This is a genomic window from Aurantimonas sp. A3-2-R12 (assembly GCF_036016755.1).
Classification (GTDB): Bacteria; Pseudomonadota; Alphaproteobacteria; order Rhizobiales; family Rhizobiaceae; genus Aurantimonas; species Aurantimonas coralicida_A.
Genome location: NZ_JAYXIH010000016.1, coordinates 1 through 17,251, shown reverse-complemented (window position 1 = coordinate 17,251; position 17,251 = coordinate 1). Strand labels below are relative to the sequence as shown.

Sequence of the window (17,251 nt, the reverse complement as noted above, 5' to 3'; positions counted from 1 at the left end):
GCGGCCCGCAAGGGTGTCCAGCGTCAAGGAAGTCGCGTGTCCCAATCCGTCAATCCGACCAACCGAGGTCGCATCGAGTTCATCGACATCGCGCGCGCCGTCGCGCTGTTCGCGATGGCGATCTACCACTTCGCCTGGGATCTGGAGTTCTTCAACTATGTCGAGCGCGGGCTGACCGGTTCAGGCGGCTGGAAGATCTTCGCGCGCGCCATCGCCTCGAGCTTCCTGTTCCTCGTCGGTGTCAGCCTGGTACTTGCTCACGGGCGAACGATCCGCTGGCGTCCCTTCCTGATCCGCCTCGCGCAGGTGGTCGCCGGCGCTGTGGCAATCACGGTCGTGACGTTTTTCGCCACGCCGAACAGCTTCGTATTCTTCGGCATCCTGCAATTGATCGCGGTCGCCAGCCTGCTCGGGTTGCTGTTTATTCGTTTGCCCTGGCTCGTGACCGCATTCGCCGCCATCGTGACGGTCGCCCTGCCCTTCGTGATCTCGCACCCCGTCTTCGATCCGAAATGGTTCGCCTGGATCGGTTTCTACCAGATCCCCCCGTTTTCCAACGATTTCATTCCGATCTTCCCGTTCTTCGGAGCGGTCCTGGCAGGCATCGCGGCGGCGCGCTTCGCCCTCGCCCACAGCGTGTTCGACCGGATGCGCGGCTGGAACCCGGCACTCCGCCCGATGTGGCGGCTGGGCGTCCTCGGCCGCCATGCCCTGCTGTTCTACCTGCTGCACCAGCCGATCTTGTTCGGCATGGTCTTCGTTTTCTCCCTGGCCGCACCGGCGGACACGCAAGTCGTCTTCCGCGCCGATTGCCAGCGGGCCTGTTTGGCCGAACGCGACGGGGAATTCTGCGAGCGCTATTGTGGTTGCGCGGAAAGGGAGTTGCGCGCGCAGGGACTTTTCGACGCGCTGATGGGAGGTGGCCCGGACGAAACCCAGATGACACGCATCCGGGAGATCACCAATCAGTGCTCTTTCGAGCAAACCAAGTAGCGGGGCTGGCCGATATACGCAGCCTCAGCCCGCGCGGGCGCCCTGTCCCACGCTGAGTTCGGCCATGCGCGTGAGACAGGCCTCCTCGGCGGCGTCGAGTTCGCGCAGCAACTCCTCGATGTCGCGACGCTTCTGTTCGAGCTCACGCCGCTTGTCGCCGACGCGCCGAATGATCGCCCGCAATTGCGCGGCCTCGCCGGGCGGGCTCTTGTACATGTTCATGATTTCGCGGATGTCCGCGATCGAAAAACCAAGCCGCTTGCCGCGCAGGATGTTCTTGAGCAGCTGCCGGTCGGAGTGCCGGAACAGCCGCGTCCGGCCGCGTCGGATGGGCGAGATCAGACCTTCATCCTCGTAGAACCGGATCGTGCGAGTCGAGATGTCGAACTCCCGCGTCAGCTCCGTGATCGTGTAATATTCGCGCATATGCGATCCGGTTCCCGCCTCGTATGACCCGCGTTGCATGAATATAGATTTACGTCAAAGTCAATTGCAATGCTCAACGAATGGCTCGGCCGCGTCAGCGACGTCCTCACTCGACGCCGAACCACCAGGCCGCGAGCCCGAGAAACGCGAAGAAGCCAACAACGTCGGTCACCGTCGTTACGAATGTGCCGGACGCGATGGCGGGGTCGGCGCCGAGCCGGTCGAGCACCAGCGGGATCAGGATTCCCGCGAGCGCGGCGGCCAGCATATTGATGACCATGGCGATCGCGATCACCGTGCCAAGTCCGCGACTGTCGAACCAGATGGCCGCCACGACGCCGATGATCGCCGCGAAGATCAAACCGTTGAGCAGCCCGACCAGAGTTTCTCGTCGAATGACTCGCCCGGCGTTGTGAAAGTCGATATCGCGCGCGGCCAAGGCCCGAACGGTGACGGTCATGGTCTGGGTACCGGCGTTGCCGCCCATCGACGCGACGATCGGCATCAATACGGCAAGTGCCACCATCTGCTCGATCGTCGCGTCGAAGAGCCCGATGACGAGAGAGGCGAGGATCGCCGTCGCGAGGTTGATGAGCAGCCAGGAAAAGCGTGACCGCGCGGCGGTCAGCACCGTATCGGAGATTTCCTCGTCGCCGACGCCGCCGAGGCGCTTGATGTCCTCCTCGGCCTCTTGCTGCATGATATCGATCACATCGTCGATGGCGAGAACACCGACCAACCGTTCGTTCGAATCCACCACGGCGGCTGAGGGAAGATCGTATTGCTCGATGACCTGCGCCGCTTCTTCCTGATCCATCTCGGCCGGAATCGCGTGGCGCGTCTCGTGCATGATGTCTTCGATCTTCTCCGGCCGCTTGGCGCGCAGGATGCGGTCGAGGTCGACGGCGCCCTGCAGCTTGAAGCTCGGATCGATGACGAAGATCTGGGCGAAGGATTCGGGTAGATCCTCCTCCTCGCGCATGTAGTCGATGGTCTGGCCGACGGTCCAGAAGGGCGGCACCGCGACAAACTCGGTCTGCATGCGCCGACCGGCCGATTCCTCTGGATATTCGAGCGAACGCCGCAGCCGAATCCGTTCGCGAAACGGCAGGCGCTCGAGGATCTCCTTGCGATCCTCCTCCTCGAGGTCCTCCAGAATGTAGACGGCGTCGTCGGATTCCAGTTCGCGGACCGCCGCGGCGATCTGCTCGTTCGGCATCGCATCGACGATCGACAGGCGGATTGCTTCGTCGACCTCGGTGAGCGCCGTATAATCGAACGCGTCGCCCAGGAGCCGGACGAGCGCCTGGCGGTTGTCCTTATCAAGCGCTTCGAGAACATCGCCGAGCTCGGACTCGTGAAGCGGGCTGATTTCCCCCCGCAGCATCTCGGAATCGCCCGCCGCGATCGCTGTCTCGACGCGCTCGCGAAACTCGCGGGCAACGAAGCCGTCCTCATCGTATAATTCCGACCGGACCTCCGCTTCGGGTACATGTTCGTCGAGCCGCGTATCAGCCATGCACACTCCCTCTGCAGCGGAAAAATTCGCATCCGCCGAAAAGCGGGACCGTCACCCCGAGCATTTAGATCATATTCCGCCCCTTCGGAAGCGGCCGTAGTCCAGCGCTCGGCGCCTCGCATCATCTGAGAAGAAAATCCGCAGAGTAAAGCTTTGGCGCATGCAGATCACGCGCGCGAGGCTCACCATTCCCGGGACGGGGGCACGGCCTCAGTTTGTCGTAACCGGCCGCGAACGCATGCGCTGAACCGTCTCCCGCTCGGCCCGCTTGCAACGCAGCGGTGGCAGACCGCGATCCATGAGTGCCATGTCCTCGAGCACCACGTCACCCATCTTCTTGAAAGCCGCATCCAAGGCCCCGGCACGGTGCGCCGAACACAGAAAGCCTGGAAGGCCGCGCACCGGATGGTCCCGTGGCAACGGCTCTTCCGGGAAGACGTCGCTGGCGGCCACGATGTGACCGCTGCTGACAGCGTCCATCAGCGCCGGGAAATCGACGACGTCGGCGCGGCTGAGCAGGATGAAGGCAGCGCCGGGACGCATCTTCGCGAAGCTATCGCGGTCGATAAAGCCGCGATTTTCGCTTGTCACCGAGGCAACCACGAAAATGAAATCGCTTTCGGCGAAAACTTCGTCGAGGCCCGCCGGTTCGGTGCCCGCCTCCACCAGCATGGAGGACGGCAGCCAGGGATCGAAGACCCGCACACGCGGGCGGAAGCCGGTAAGCAACCGGTTGAGCGCTCGACCGAGATCGCCAAAGCCGATGATCCCGATATCGGCCCCGGACAGGAGCCGCGCCGTCCGATTGCCCTCGCTACCCCAAAGTTCGCTGCCCTCACGGAACGCGAGGTCTGCATCGACGATGCCGCGTGCAAGATTGAGCGCCATGGCAAGGCCGAGTTCGGCCACCGGTCCCGCGAACACCGTCCCGGTGGTCACGACGTGGATGCCGCGCGCGAACAGCGTATCGTAGGACATATTGTCGAGGAGATTGCTCTCGACGTTGAAGATACAGCGCAGGGACGTCATCCGCTCTATCGCTTCGCGCGTCAGCGGCGGCTGGCCAATGATGTAGCGCGCCTGTGCCAGGATATCGGGCGCAAGCGATCCAACGCCGGCCGGGTCCGCGTCGTGGATGTCGTAGCGCCGATGCAGTTCCAGCCGCGCCTCGGGCGAGAAGATCAGGTCCAGCGACCTTGGCTCGGGCGCGCTGATGACGAGAGGAAGGCGGGGCTTCGGCATGGACTGCGCTCCGACGCGGTTGAAGGTGGCGGCTGCGAACCGCCTTCGGATTGCACGACTCACACCACGGATGACGACAGCCCCGCAAGACGAAAGCCGCGACACTATACCGGCATATGCGACCGAAGCGCGATCGGGAGGAGCGGCCGGCGTAAAGCTGGCGCGATCCGCGCTACTGCGGCCGTGGTGAAGGAACAACGCGGTCGCTTCGCAAGGATCGTCTTGCCTCGCCCGCCCGGCGGCCATAGGTTCGCTCGAACCCTGTCCCACGCGCTTTTCGAGTCCTTCGCCTCATGTCCCGATACAATTCCGTTCTCGATGCCATCGGCAACACGCCGCTGATCCGGCTCCACAAGGCATCCGAGACGACCGGATGCGAAATCTACGGCAAGGCGGAATTCCTGAACCCCGGACAGTCGGTCAAGGACCGCGCCGGCCTGTTCATCGTCCGCGACGCCGAGGAAAAAGGCCTGTTGAAGCCCGGCGGCATCATCGTCGAGGGCACGGCGGGGAACACCGGCATCGGTCTTTCGCTGGTTGCCGACGCGCTCGGATATCGCACCGTGATCGTCATTCCCGAGACCCAGAGCGAGGAAAAGAAGGACGCGCTGCGCCTGATGGGCGCCGAGCTGATCGAAGTGCCGGCGGTTCCTTACCGGAACCCGAACAATTACGTGAAGCTGTCAGGGCGCCTTGCCGCGCAGCTGGCGAAAAGTCATCCGGCCGGCGCGATCTGGGCGAACCAGTTCGACAATGTCGCCAACCGCGAAGGCCATGTGGTGACCACCGCCGAGGAGATCTGGCACCAGACGGCCGGCGAGGTCGACGGTTTCGTCTGCGCCGTCGGCACCGGCGGCACGCTGGCCGGTGTCGCCAAGGGGCTCAAACGCCGCTCCGGGCAGATCAAGACCGCGATCGCCGATCCGATGGGTGCCGCCCTCTACAACTGGTACGCCCATGGCGAGTTGAAGTCGGAAGGCTCCTCGATCACCGAGGGCATCGGCCAGGGCCGGGTCACCGCCAATCTGGAAGGCTACACGCCGGATTTCGCCTTTCAAATCCCCGATGACGAAGCGCTGAGGATCGTCTTCGACCTGGTGAGGGAGGAAGGATTGTGCCTTGGCGGCTCGTCCGGCATCAACATCGCCGGCGCCATCCGCATGGCCAGGGAAATGGGTCCCGGCCACACCATCGTGACCATCCTGTGCGACTACGGCAATCGGTATCAATCGAAGATGTTCAACCCTGACTTCCTGCGCTCCAAGGACCTTCCGGTGCCCGAATGGATCGAGAAGAAGCCGGCGTTCGACATTCCGTTCGAGCCAGTCGGGTGACCGTGTTGGGAGGACCGGGCGGTGCCGCCGCGCTCGCAGCGACCGAGCGCGTCTATCAGGACGACGCCTATCTTTCGACCTTGGAAGCGCCTCTGACGCGCATCGAGGGAGAGCGTGGCCTGGTCTTCGAGCGCACCAATTTCTTCGCTGCTGGTGGTGGCCAACCGGGTGACAGCGGCTTCGTGGAGACCGCTGACGGACGTCAGATCAAGATCGTCGACACGGTGTATGCGCCCGACAAGGCAACGGTTGTGATGCTCGCCGAGGAAGGCGCGTCCCTCCCCACCGCCGGCGAGACCCTGGTGCTGCATGTCGACTGGAAGCGGCGCTACAAACTGATGCGGATGCACACCGCCTGCCACCTTCTCACCGTCGTCTGCCCGTTCCCGATCACCGGCGCCGCCGTCGGCGAGGAGGAGAGCCGCATCGACTTCGACATCCCCGACGCCTCCGCTGACAAGGCCGGCGTGACCGCGCAGCTGATGGACCTCGTTGCGGCAAACCATTCGGTCTTCACCCGCTGGATCACCGAGGCTGAACTCGATGCCAATCCGGGGCTGGTCAAATCCGCCAACGTCAAGCCACCGCGCGGTTCGGGGCGAATCCGATTGGTGTGCATCGGCGAAAACGGCTCGGTGGATACCCAGCCCTGCGGCGGCACTCATGTGCAGGAAACCGGCGAGGTCGGCGACATCCACATCGGCAAGATCGAAAAGAAGGGCAAGTCGAACCGGCGCTTTCGCATCCGTTTCGGTCCCTTGCCCGGCTGACCCTCTCGCCAGGCCCGCGGGCTTGCCGCTGCGCGCGCCGCTGGACTATTCTAATTGACCGCCCGTCTTATCATCGCGGTGCGCCCTTTCCGAGGCCTCCCATGAGCCAGAACCCGTTTCTCATCGCCCCGGCCGACCTTGCCGAACATCTCGGCCGGCCGGGCCTGTCAATCGTCGACGCCTCCTGGTACCTGCCGGCGCAGAACCGTCTCGGCCGGCCCGAGTTCGACGCCGCGCACATTCCCGGCGCTGTCTTCTTCGACCAAGACGAAATCGTTGATCCGGCCTCAGACCTGCCCCACACGCTGCCCTCGCCGGACGTCTTCGCCGCGGCTGTAGGTGATCTCGGCGTTTCGGAGACCGATACGATCGTCGTCTATGACGGCGTCGGCCTGTTCACCGCACCGCGCGTCTGGTGGCTGCTGCGCACCTTCGGGGCGAAAGACGTGCGCGTGCTCGACGGCGGCTTTCCGGCCTGGCAAGAGGCGGGGCTGCCGGTCGAGACCGGAGCCGCCTCACCCGAAGCCGTCTCCTTCGCCGCATCCTTCGATCGCAGCGCCGTCGCCTCGCTCGACGAGGTCAAGGCCGCGGTGGCGGGCGGCCGCCCGCAGATCGCCGACGCACGCTCCGCCGCCCGTTTCACCGGTGAAGCGCCTGAACCGCGCGCCGGGGTGCGCGCCGGTCACATGCCGAGCGCCTTCAACGTGCCGTTCATGGCGCTCTCCGAAAATGGTCGGCTGAAATCGGAAGCGGCGTTGCGGGCCATCTTCGCCGAGGCCGGGCTAGATCCCGAGGCGCCGGTGGTGACCAGTTGCGGCTCGGGCGTCACCGCCGCCGTCCTCAACCTTGCGCTGGAATCGCTCGGAAACCGCCAGTGCGCCCTTTACGACGGCTCATGGACCGAGTGGGGCTCGGCCGCCGATACGCCGGTCGAAACCGGGCGCTGATACGATGCGTCTCCTGACGACACAGGTGATTAGCCTGGAAATGCGAGAGCCTCCGCAAACCGAGGTGCCACCGCCGCCCTGCGACAAACCGCTCGCCGTGACGCGCGTTCATGACATCCGGCTCGACAGCTACCGGATGCTTTACCGGGCGCTCGGCGATGCCCATCACTGGACCTCGCGGCTGCTGCCCGACGACCAGTTGAGCCGGGAAATTCACAATGAGACGACACGTATCTTCGTGCTCTTATGCGACGAGATTGTCGCCGGCTGGTTCGAGATCGAGATGCGCCCTGCCCTCCGCGAAGCGCGGATCGTGCATTTCGGTATCCTGCCGGCGTTTCGCGGCCGTGGCTTCGCCGACTACCTGTTGAGCAAGGCGATCACGGTCGGGTTCGCCGAGGGGGCCGGTCGTCTGACGCTGGAAACCAACACGCTCGACCATCCGGCGGCGCTGCCGCTCTACCACAAGCATGGATTTCGTCCCTATGCGACCCGGCGGGTCCAGACGCCGGCAATAGAGGCGAAAACACAGGCCGCGGCGAAGGCAACCACATGAGGTTCATCGGTTTCGACGAGGCTGACCCGCTGCTCGATTGGACGGCCGTCGCCGACGCGATCGCCGAAGGCCACCGGCTGCCCGAGGCCGAGATCGGCGACCTTTTGCTATCGCAGTCGGGCCGCAGCATGCTCAATCGCGGCGCCTGGATCGAAGGGCTCGGCATCGCGCTGAAATCCGTCACCATCTATCCGGACAATCCGGGCAAGGCCCCGCCGCTCCCATCGATCCAGGGCGGAATGATCCTGTTCGATGATGCCACCGGCGCCCCGGTCGCCATGATCGACGGCATTCTGGTCACCAAATGGAAAACCGCCGGCGACTCCGTCCTCGGCGCCCGGCTGCTGGCGCGCCCGGACTCCCGCCGGTTGCTGATATGCGGCGCCGGCACCGTCGCCAACTCGCTGATCGAAGCCTATTGCGAGATCTTTCCTGACCTCGAGGCAGTCACCGTCTGGAACCGAACGACCGAGAAAGCCGAGCGTCTCGCGTCCGAGTATTCCAGCGCCCGCGTCCCAGTCGCGGTCGCCATCGATCTCGCATCCGCCGTCGGCGAATCGGACATCGTCTCGACCGCGACGATGGCCACCGAGCCGTTCCTCAAGGGCGAATGGCTGAAGCCTGGTACCCATGTCGATCTGATCGGCGCGTTCCGCCCCGACATGCGCGAGGCCGACGACGCGGTACTGACGCGCTCCGAGCTTTTCGTCGATTCGCGTCGCACCACATTCGGCCATATCGGCGAGATTCAAATCCCGCTTGACGCCGGGACAATCGTCGAAGAGACGATCTGCGGCGACCTCGCGGATTTGTGCGCCGGCACGGCCGGGCGCAGCGGACCCGACGCCATCACCGCCTTCAAGAACGGCGGCGGCGCGCATCTCGACCTGATGGTCGGGGCCCTCATCCGCCGTGTCGTCGAGGCGGCGGGCTGAGGCGCGATGCGGATTCCCGGCCGATGGTTTTCCGACGGCGTCAGACGCGGTAGAGCAGAATCGTCTCCCGCCGCGAATGGACGGTTCCCGTGATCCTGCGTCTCTCCCTTGCCCTCGTCTTCGTCCTGTTGCTGGCGGCAGCCGGCTTCTGGTACCTCGCCCCGCGCGAACCGGTCGACACGACGGTCCGGTTCGATCCGGCGGTGATCGGCGGCGACCCCGTCGCCTATCTTCTGCGCAGCGAGGCGGACATCCCCAACCTGCGGCAGAATGCCCAAAAGGAAATCGTCTGGGCCTTTCCCGCCTCACGCGCCATGACGCCGCTCGCCATCGTCTATGTCCATGGCTTCTCAGCGACGAAGGCCGAAACGCGCCCGCTCGCCGACAAGATCGCCAAGGCTCTCGACGCCAACCTCTTCTACACCCGGCTCACAGGCCACGGCCGCGATCCGGCCGCGATGGAACAGGCACGCGTCAACGACTGGGTCAACGATCTCGCAGAGGCCATCGCCATTGGCCGAACGATCGGCAACCGCGTCATCGTCATCGGGACCTCGACCGCCGGCACGCTGGCGACGCTGGGCGCCACCATTCCAGGCCTGATGGACCGGGTCGAAGGGTTGGTGCTGGTTTCGCCGAATTTCGGCCTAAAGGACCGCCGGGCGTTCCTTCTGGATCTACCCTTTGCGCGGAAAGTCCTGCCGCGGATCGGAGGTGCCACGCATGGCTTTGCGCCCGTCAATCAGAAGCAGGCCGAGAACTGGACGACATCCTACCCGATCGGCGCGCTCGTTCCCATGGCCGCGCTCATCCGCGCCACCCTGGCTTTAGACCTGTCCACCATCACGATCCCGGCCCTCGCGCTGTTCTCGCCACAGGACCAGATTGTCGATCCAGCCGCCACCGAGGACGTGTTGGCGCGCTGGGGCGGCCCGACGAAGACCGTTCTGGTGCCGTCCAGCGGAGATCCGGAGAATCACGTCATCGCCGGCGATATTCTGTCTCCCGAGACGACCGACGCCCTTGCCGCCCAGATCACCGGTTGGATCAGATCGCTGCCATCACCCTGAGCACGGCGCTTGCCACGTAGTCGCTTGGGTGGGTGGGCACCGAGCGCGCATCTCGGATACACCCATAGTTTTATTTATGGGTCGGATAAATTTTCCGAATTTTACTTAGTCAGCACCGCCGTCCATCATCCTCGCATAATGGTTGAATGGGGTAGCGAAGCTCTGCCTCAGCCGGAGCCGAGCCTCTGCTTTTCCCACCAACCTTTCGCGTAACGACAACTATTCAGACAAGCGGTCTGGAAGAACCCGCATTCTGGTGTTAGGTATACCAGATAATGTGGCTGACACCCCAGACGGCAATAAGGGAGCAGACTCAATGCCTCATAAGGTTCTCATACTCGGCGCCTCATATGGCTCATTGCTGGGCACGAAACTGGCAATGGCCGGCCACGATGTCACCCTGCTCTGCAGGGCCGCCACGGCGGCCCTGATCAACGACGAGGGAACAGAAGTGCGCATTCGCCTCAAGGGTGAAGATGCCCATCGGAGCATATTCTCCCGCGATTTGCCCGGGCGCGTGGACGCGAGCACGCCGGAGGCAATCGATCCCGCGGATTACGACCTTGTCTGTCTCGCCATGCAGGAGCCGCAATACGGAGATCCCGCCCTCAGGCATTTGCTGAACCGGACGGCCAAAGCGGCGGTCCCGTGCATGTCGATCATGAACATGCCGCCCCTGCCCTACCTCAAGCGCCTGCCGGGGCTGGATTGTAGCAAGCTCGGGACCGCCTACACCGATGCCCGCATCTGGGACCAGTTCGACCCTGCGCTGATGACGCTGTGCTCGCCGGACCCGCAAGCCTTCCGCCCGCCCGAAGACAAGGCCAACGTCCTGCATGTCGGCCTTCCGACCAACTTCAAGGTCGCGCGTTTCGACAACCCGGATCACGACAGGCTGCTGGCCGAACTGGCGGCCGACATCGACGCCGTGCGGCTCGACGGCCACGAGGTGCCCGTCAAGCTTCGCGTGCATGATTCGCTGTATGTTCCGCTTGCCAAGTGGAGCATGCTGGCGACGGGAAACTACCGCTGCATCACCGCCGGAGACCCCATCTCCATCCGCGACGCGGTCCATGGCGACATCGATTTGTCGCGAGAGATCTACGGGTTCGTCAACGAGATCGTCAGCCGTCTCGGGGCGTCGCCGGAGGATCCTGTGCCGTTCGACAAATATGCCAAAGCCGCTGAAAATCTGTTGAAGCCATCGTCGGCGGCGCGGGCAATTGCCGGCGGTGCGACGACCATCGAACGCGTGGACAAGTTGGTGCAGCGGATTGGACTGTCGCTCGGCATGGAGCACCCTGCCCTCAACGTGACGGTCGACACAGTCGACCGGAAACTGGCCGCGAATTGCGTGAAGGCGGCGTGACATCGCTCCTGCAAGGCGCCTCGGCGCCTTGCAGGAAACCGGAACAGATCAGCGGCGCGGCTTGCCGGCGCGTTTAATGCAGCTGGCCAATGATGTAGTTCATTTCGTCCCCAATATCCGAGCCACCGGTTGCGGTATCGCTTCGAGGATGCGTCGCGGCGTCCGCAACGACCCCTTCCAGGAGGTCCGAGAGCTCGTCCGGACAGGATGACAAGCTGCGGTCCCACCACGCCCGGCTCTCCGTCCCGATAAGGCCGTATCGCTCGCCGGTCTTGGGATTGACGAACCGAACCTGGTCGAGGCGCTCGCTACATTGCCGCAGAAATTCCAGGTTTTCCGCGAGGATATCGGCTCCCTCCTGGTAAACCTCGCCGGGACCCGATGCGCGAACATCTATTTTCCTGAACCGCTCGATATTCAGCAACCCATCGACGTCATAGACGTTCATCCGGCGGTTCCAGCCGCTGGCTATTGTACGCGGGCGCTCGCCTTTCGGCACATCGTTGTCGAGAAATTCGTAGTGAACCTTCTTGTCCGATAACGCCCAGGAAAAGAACAGCGCGGGCATGCCGGTATAGGCCTCGATATTGTGGTGGAGAAGATCGTCCACGGCCTTGTACCGTCCGGTCGTCAGCCCGCGTTTCCAGGCCCGTTCCACGGTGTGTGGCGGCGGGGTGACCATGAAGAACATGAACACGGTGTGGCCGAACCGGGTCAGCAGATTGCTGCCGCGATCCTGATTGTCACCGGTTCTGAAACTGTCGAAGCGGAACCTGTCGATCAAAAGATGCGGCATCGTTCCCCGGTCGGCCTTTTCGGCCATGTAGCGGTCGAGCTTCCGGTCGATGATCTCCAATTCGTGACCGGTGAGCATCGCTCCATATTTGTAATCAGCCCCCAGCGAACCGTAGTCGAGGAGATGCTTGCGCCAGTAATCCGGGCTGACGAGGGCAAAGTCCTCCCAGGGCACACCGAGCTTTTTGGCCAGGGCGCGCTGATGCGGCCGGATGGTACTCTTCCCGGCGGCCGACGCCCCCTTCACGTTCATGACGAACGGCTCCGTCTGGGTCGGAAGATACCGATAGCCTTCGACCTTCGCCGCCGATTCGATAATCGGATCCAGCGCGGAACCCAATCGCGCGCTGCCATAGTCGTTGACGAAAAAATTGGCCGCAAGGTCGACGATCATCGTCTTGTCAAAGGGCAACCGGCCATGGGTGCGGACGACCGCGCTGGTGACCGTGGCAAGGGCATTGGCGCAGGCCGCCTCGAACGAATCTTGCATCCCCGCCCAGCGGGCGGTGGCGGCTTCGAGCGCGGCTCTGTCATCCGGGAAGGCCTTAGGTGACGGCGTCTTTCGCTCCCTGCCAAGCAACCTGTCCAGCAAACCACTTTTCGCTGTCGGTGCCGCGCCTGGCGACGCCTGCGGTCGGTCCAGTCGTTGCAATTCCGCCGCGAAGAAATCGCGAGCCCGGCTGACGAGCCGCTCGTGCTCCGACTTCAAACCGCCGAGCCGCGGCCTGACGTGCTCGTCGTAGATCCGCGCGGTCATCCCGCGCATGTTGATTCCGAGTTCCTCGTATTCCGGCCCGTCCGGCACCGATAGATCCGCCGTCACCCGGATCAGCAGTTCGTGGACGATCAAGCGTTCCGCGCGAAAGGCAATCGTGTCCTTGGGGTCGAGCCCGCTGAAGTCGGCGAGTTCGCGAGCCTCCCTAAAGCCGGTCTCGACATTTTCCGGACGGAACATGGTCGACAGCGGCAAAAGCCGCTGCGGTATCGTCGAACTCAGCCCGGGATTCCAGGGGCCGAATTCGGCCCCCGTGTCCCCCGGGCTTTCGGTGACCGCCATCGATCAGGCAGGTTTCGAGGTCGGACGCCGCGTCTTGTCCCAGATCAGCTTGAACAGCGGCAGGAAGATCAGGATCAAGGCGATGACCGTGATCGGTCCGGCGATCGGCCGCGTGAAGAAGATCGACGGATCGCCCGATGAGAACAGCAGCGATTGCCGCAAGGTCGGCTCGGCAATCGGTCCGAGCACGATCGCCAGCACCGCCGGCGCCACCGGGTAATCGAGCTTGCGCAGGAAGAACGCCCCGAAGCCGAAAATCAACATCAGCCAGACGTCGTGCATGTCCTGTGTCGCGGCATAACCACCCACGACCGACAGGATGAAGATCATCGGTGCCAGGACCGTGAAGGGCATCCGCAACATCCAGATAAACAGCGGGATGAAGGCGATGTTGATGACTAGCGCGAAGAAGTTCGAGACGTAGAACGAACCGATGAGGCCCCAAACGAATTCCGGCTGATCGGTGAACAAGCGCGGCCCTGGCGTCAGACCCCAGATGACCATGCCGCCAAGCAGGATGGCCGTCGTCGGAGAACCGGGGATACCGAGCGTCAGCATCGGCAGCATGGCGCCGGTCGAGGCGGAATTGTTCGCCGCCTCCGGTGCGGCGACACCACCCGGATGGCCCTGCCCGAATTCTTTCGGATTGCGCGAGAACATCTTGGCGACACCATAGGACATCAGCGAACCGGGAGTAGCGCCGGCGGCGGGCAGGATGCCGACGAAGAACCCGAGGAACGAGCCGATGCCCATGCCTTTCCAACCCCGTCGAAACGCCTCCCTGGTGTCGTCGTTGATGCCGCGGAACGACATCTTCGCCATCGTCGAGGTGATCTTGCCGCGGGTGGAATCGATGGTCCAGAGCATCTCGCCGATGCCATAGACGCCGATGGCCAGAACCAGGAAGTTCACACCGTGCAGGAAGCCCGGAATGCCGAGGAAAACGAGACGCGGAGCCCCCGAAATCTCATCATAACCGACGGCCGCGAAAACCAGTCCAATGCAGATCGAGAAAATCGTCTTCGGGATGTCATCGCCGCCCAAGCCCACAAAGGTTGCGAAGGCCAGCAACATCAGCGCGAAGATCTCTGGCGGTCCGAAGCTGAGCGCCACGGTTGCCAGCGGAGGCGCGAAGGCCGTGAACAGCACGTTGGAGACAGTGCCGCCGACGAAAGACGCGACCGCGGCCGTGATAAGGGCCAGACTGGCGCGGCCCTTCAGAGCCAGCGGCCGTCCGTCGAAGGTCGTCGCGACCGCCGTCGAAGCCCCCGGAATGCCCAGCGTGATCGAACTGATCGCGCCGCCATACATGGCACCGTAATAGATCGCGGCGAGAAAGATGATGGCCGAGGCCGGTGGCACGAGGAAGGTGATGGGAAGCAGGATGGCAACGCCATTGACCGATCCCAAACCCGGCATCGCGCCAATGAATAGTCCCAGCGTGACACCGATAATGATCAGCATCAGATTGACGGGCTGGATTGCCAGCCAGAAGCCGTCCCCCAGTAGCCCCAGAATTTCCATCATAACTGCCGCCTCCCCGCGGGCTCGATAATTGCCTGAGCCGTTCGCATCAGTAGATGATCGTGTTCAACGCATTGAACACCGGCTCGAGAAACGCCATGCCCTTGGGCAAGGTGATGCGCATAAGCGCCTCGAAGAAGAAGAAGAAGACGACAGGTATCGCGGTGGCGAGGGTCATCGTCATCACCCAACTGTGACGTCCAAGAAAGCGCAGATAGTAGATGAGGAACACGAACATCGCGCCGTACATCGACAGGATGTTCACCAGCGCGACGAACCCGATGATGCCACCGCCCACGAGCGCGAGCATCTTTTGCCCATAGGGGTCGAGAAAAGGTTCGGTCGACTGCGACGGCGGCGACGTCCGCCGGTACCAATTGAAAGCAATGACACCGGTGCAAACCAGCATGACACCGGCCAGCCAGAATGGCCAAGCACCCCCCCCAGGGCCTTCACCCCGAATATAGCCGACATCCAGCTCCGTACTTTTCCACATCAAGTATATTGAAAGGAGGGCCAGCACGCCCGCGGTTACGATTTCTGCGCGGCGCATGCCGGCTCTCCCTAGACTTAGTATCGTTGCTATCGTTCAGTCAGGATTTGGGCTTATTCACCCATTTCCTTCAACAGCTCCTTGTGGCGATCGACCTGCGTCGTCCAATACGTCTTCTGCTCGTCGGCATTCATGGGAAGGCCTTCCAAGCTCTCGGACTTCATGTAGCCCTGCCATTCCTCGGAATCGTAGATAGTCCCGAAGAGATCGCGGTAATACTGCGCGGCTTCCTCCGACATACCCGGCGCACCGACGACGGCCCGCTGATTGTAGTAGCTGAAGTCCTTACCAAGCTCCTTGATGGTAGGAACATCGGGAAGGTTCGGCAGCCGCTCATCTGAAAACGCTACCAAGGGCACAACATCGCCCGATTGAAAGAACCCGCGTGCTTCCGACGGATTGTTGACGGTCGCCATGATCTGTTGGCCCGCAAGCTCCTTGGCGACCTCGCCGCCGCCCTTGTACGGGATGTACTTGATCTTGACGCCGTAGTTCTTCTCCATCCAGGCGATGACCAGCGAGTCTTCCTGTCCCTTGCCGGTGCCCCCCATGACGTATTTCCCGTCCTCGGCCTTCACCTTCTCGACCCACTGCTCGAAACTCGTGATGCCAGAATCCTTGTGGACCCAAAGGACGAACGGATCGACGCCCATCATCGCGATCGGCGTGAAGGTGGTGATGTCGACGCCCAGATTTTCCTGGCGCAGCGGCGTCGTGAAGAAGGAATTCAGCGTGACGAGGATCGTATGATCCGGATCGCTGGCCCCCTTGAGAGCGATCAGCGCCTCAGCGCCGGAGCCGCCACCCTTGTTGTTCGGCACGAGGGGCCGGACGGTCAGCTTCTTCTTCTCGGCAACCGACTGGATGAAGCGGGCGATCTGATCCGCCCCGCCACCAGCGCCGGCCATGATCACGAAATCGACCGGCTTGGTCGGCTCCCATGCATTGGCAACGCCCGTGAACAGAGTCGAAGCCAATGCGGTCGCACCGACGACACTCATGAGAACTCTTCTATTGATATTCATTTTGTCTTCCTCCCATTAAAATTTTACTTGCATTAGCAAGCACGATATTCACACTCGCCGTTTTACACGGCTGTTCTTATTGTAAATCAGGCTCTAGGGACTTCGTCAATCGATGACAATCGGTCCGGAATTTCCCGGACCACACTGAACCTCTTCCCTAATGAACCAGAACCACCGGTATCGATGTCGATTCGATGACCGTCTGCGTGTTGCCTCCGAACATGATCTCCTTCTCATGGCTGTCGCCATAGGCCCCCATGACCATCAGGTCCGCCCCGAGCTTCCGGCAGCGTTCCAGCAACTCCTTGCCGACGTTGTGGCCGGCCGAAAACCTCTCGATCTCAGCCGTAATCCCACGGTTCTTGAGATAGCTGGCGAGATCTTCGGACGTTGTCCCGTACGCCTCCTCACCACCGGTGAGGATCGTGACGGTGCTGGCGTCTTCCAAAAGTCCGATATTCAGCGCGACCGCCCGCGCTGCCTCGGTCGAACCGTTCCAGGCTATGACGATGTGCGTGCCGATCTGCAACGGCGGCGTGTCGGTCGGCGGACACAACAGCACGGGCCGGCCCGTGTGGAACAGCGCTGCCTTGAGGCTGTTGACGCCGAGCATCCCGGCTCGATCCGGCTGCGCCACCGCGATCAAATCGACCAACCGGCCATGGCGCTTGATCACTTCGACCTGGCGTCCTTCTTCCTCCACCCAAGTCGCTGTCGCCGTTCCCGCGATCGGCTCATCGGAGACCGTCAGATCGAATTTTTGAACCAGCATGTCGAATTCGCTTTTCAAGCTCTTCTCGACCTGGTTGGCCAATTCGATCGCCTGCTTTTGCAGCTGATCCTTGAGGAACGTGGGAACCGGGACCCCATAGGGCAGCAGGTCCTGTGGCCTCGGACGGCAATGGGTCACCACGACGTGTGACTTGAACCGTCTGGCCAAGGCGGAGGCATGGGCAAGGACGTTGTCGCCCTTGCCGTCACCACGTACCGGAACGAGTATCTCGCGGATCACGGTCGCATATCCCTTCTAGAACAGGCCTTCGATGAGGCCTTCGTCATTGAGCCGGATGGATTCCGACGAGGGCACGCGCGGCAGGCCCGGCATGGTCATGATCTCGCCGCAGACGACCACGACG

Annotated in this window: 17 protein-coding genes; 8 read left to right on the top strand and 9 right to left on the bottom strand. The window is 62.8% G+C overall.

Going from position 1 to position 17,251, the window contains the following annotated elements; translation table 11 throughout:
• The first annotated feature begins 36 nt into the window (after nt 1-36).
• Nucleotides 37-993, top strand: a complete 957-nt coding sequence (locus VSX60_RS10150; protein WP_327624047.1) for a heparan-alpha-glucosaminide N-acetyltransferase — start codon at nt 37-39, stop codon at nt 991-993.
• A 24-nt stretch (nt 994-1,017) separates the two neighbouring features.
• Here the strand turns inward: VSX60_RS10150 and VSX60_RS10145 are convergent, their stop codons facing one another.
• The 3 genes from VSX60_RS10145 to VSX60_RS10135 form a co-directional block, all read right to left on the bottom strand.
• Nucleotides 1,018-1,419 carry a MerR family transcriptional regulator gene (locus VSX60_RS10145; protein WP_327624046.1) on the bottom strand — a complete coding sequence of 134 codons (402 nt, stop codon included), beginning with the start codon at nt 1,417-1,419 and terminating at the stop codon, nt 1,018-1,020.
• Nucleotides 1,420-1,525: 106 nt separating this feature from the next.
• A complete protein-coding gene (gene mgtE / locus VSX60_RS10140; protein ID WP_327624045.1) occupies nt 1,526-2,938 on the bottom strand; it encodes a magnesium transporter in 1,413 nt (470 codons plus the stop codon).
• A gap of 210 nt (nt 2,939-3,148) precedes the next feature.
• A complete protein-coding gene (locus VSX60_RS10135; protein WP_327624044.1) occupies nt 3,149-4,180 on the bottom strand; it encodes a hydroxyacid dehydrogenase in 1,032 nt (343 codons plus the stop codon).
• 293 nt (nt 4,181-4,473) lie between these two features.
• Here VSX60_RS10135 and VSX60_RS10130 point away from each other — a divergent pair, with 293 nt between their 5' ends.
• From VSX60_RS10130 to VSX60_RS10100, 7 genes are all read left to right on the top strand, one after another.
• Nucleotides 4,474-5,514 carry a cysteine synthase A gene (locus VSX60_RS10130; protein WP_327624043.1) on the top strand — a complete coding sequence of 347 codons (1,041 nt, stop codon included), beginning with the start codon at nt 4,474-4,476 and terminating at the stop codon, nt 5,512-5,514.
• A 5-nt stretch (nt 5,515-5,519) separates the two neighbouring features.
• On the top strand, nt 5,520-6,284 hold the full coding sequence (locus VSX60_RS10125) for an alanyl-tRNA editing protein (protein ID WP_327624119.1): 765 nt from the start codon (nt 5,520-5,522) through the stop codon (nt 6,282-6,284).
• A gap of 101 nt (nt 6,285-6,385) precedes the next feature.
• Nucleotides 6,386-7,231: a 3-mercaptopyruvate sulfurtransferase gene (sseA, locus tag VSX60_RS10120; RefSeq protein ID WP_327624042.1), complete on the top strand. Its 846-nt coding sequence runs from the start codon at nt 6,386-6,388 to the stop codon at nt 7,229-7,231.
• 97 nt (nt 7,232-7,328) lie between these two features.
• Nucleotides 7,329-7,787, top strand: a complete 459-nt coding sequence (locus VSX60_RS10115) for a GNAT family N-acetyltransferase (RefSeq protein WP_327624041.1) — start codon at nt 7,329-7,331, stop codon at nt 7,785-7,787.
• Nucleotides 7,784-8,722 (top strand): ornithine cyclodeaminase family protein, encoded by a 939-nt coding sequence (locus VSX60_RS10110; protein WP_327624040.1) that lies wholly within the window; start codon nt 7,784-7,786, stop codon nt 8,720-8,722. The genes VSX60_RS10115 and VSX60_RS10110 overlap by 4 nt, the downstream gene beginning before the upstream one ends.
• 89 nt (nt 8,723-8,811) lie before the next feature.
• Complete coding sequence (locus VSX60_RS10105) at nt 8,812-9,792, top strand: alpha/beta hydrolase (protein WP_327624039.1); 981 nt, start codon at nt 8,812-8,814, stop codon at nt 9,790-9,792.
• Nucleotides 9,793-10,108: 316 nt separating this feature from the next.
• A complete protein-coding gene (locus VSX60_RS10100) occupies nt 10,109-11,161 on the top strand; it encodes a ketopantoate reductase family protein (RefSeq protein WP_327624118.1) in 1,053 nt (350 codons plus the stop codon).
• A 73-nt stretch (nt 11,162-11,234) separates the two neighbouring features.
• On the opposite strand, the gene VSX60_RS10095 is transcribed toward VSX60_RS10100, so the two are convergent.
• The 6 genes from VSX60_RS10095 to VSX60_RS10070 form a co-directional block, all read right to left on the bottom strand.
• Complete coding sequence (locus VSX60_RS10095) at nt 11,235-13,013, bottom strand: hypothetical protein (RefSeq protein ID WP_327624038.1); 1,779 nt, start codon at nt 13,011-13,013, stop codon at nt 11,235-11,237.
• A gap of 3 nt (nt 13,014-13,016) precedes the next feature.
• Complete coding sequence (locus tag VSX60_RS10090) at nt 13,017-14,540, bottom strand: tripartite tricarboxylate transporter permease (RefSeq protein ID WP_327624037.1); 1,524 nt, start codon at nt 14,538-14,540, stop codon at nt 13,017-13,019.
• Nucleotides 14,541-14,586: 46 nt separating this feature from the next.
• On the bottom strand, nt 14,587-15,090 hold the full coding sequence (locus VSX60_RS10085) for a tripartite tricarboxylate transporter TctB family protein (protein ID WP_327624036.1): 504 nt from the start codon (nt 15,088-15,090) through the stop codon (nt 14,587-14,589).
• A gap of 53 nt (nt 15,091-15,143) precedes the next feature.
• Entirely contained in the window at nt 15,144-16,091 is a 948-nt protein-coding gene (locus tag VSX60_RS10080; RefSeq protein ID WP_327624035.1) for a Bug family tripartite tricarboxylate transporter substrate binding protein, read from the bottom strand.
• Nucleotides 16,092-16,272: 181 nt separating this feature from the next.
• Nucleotides 16,273-17,127: a universal stress protein gene (locus tag VSX60_RS10075; protein WP_327624034.1), complete on the bottom strand. Its 855-nt coding sequence runs from the start codon at nt 17,125-17,127 to the stop codon at nt 16,273-16,275.
• A gap of 15 nt (nt 17,128-17,142) precedes the next feature.
• The coding region (locus VSX60_RS10070; RefSeq protein WP_327624117.1) for a formate--tetrahydrofolate ligase at nt 17,143-17,251 on the bottom strand (109 nt) is incomplete at its 5' end.

Coding starts and splice junctions, on each gene's coding strand:
- VSX60_RS10145 (WP_327624046.1), bottom strand. CDS start 1,419: ATGCGCGAATATTACACGATCACGGAGCTGACGCGGGAGTTCGACATC.
- mgtE (WP_327624045.1), bottom strand. CDS start 2,938: ATGGCTGATACGCGGCTCGACGAACATGTACCCGAAGCGGAGGTCCGG.
- VSX60_RS10135 (WP_327624044.1), bottom strand. CDS start 4,180: ATGCCGAAGCCCCGCCTTCCTCTCGTCATCAGCGCGCCCGAGCCAAGG.
- VSX60_RS10130 (WP_327624043.1), top strand. CDS start 4,474: ATGTCCCGATACAATTCCGTTCTCGATGCCATCGGCAACACGCCGCTG.
- sseA (WP_327624042.1), top strand. CDS start 6,386: ATGAGCCAGAACCCGTTTCTCATCGCCCCGGCCGACCTTGCCGAACAT.
- VSX60_RS10110 (WP_327624040.1), top strand. CDS start 7,784: ATGAGGTTCATCGGTTTCGACGAGGCTGACCCGCTGCTCGATTGGACG.
- VSX60_RS10100 (WP_327624118.1), top strand. CDS start 10,109: ATGCCTCATAAGGTTCTCATACTCGGCGCCTCATATGGCTCATTGCTG.
- VSX60_RS10095 (WP_327624038.1), bottom strand. CDS start 13,013: ATGGCGGTCACCGAAAGCCCGGGGGACACGGGGGCCGAATTCGGCCCC.
- VSX60_RS10090 (WP_327624037.1), bottom strand. CDS start 14,540: ATGATGGAAATTCTGGGGCTACTGGGGGACGGCTTCTGGCTGGCAATC.
- VSX60_RS10085 (WP_327624036.1), bottom strand. CDS start 15,090: ATGCGCCGCGCAGAAATCGTAACCGCGGGCGTGCTGGCCCTCCTTTCA.
- VSX60_RS10080 (WP_327624035.1), bottom strand. CDS start 16,091: ATGAGTGTCGTCGGTGCGACCGCATTGGCTTCGACTCTGTTCACGGGC.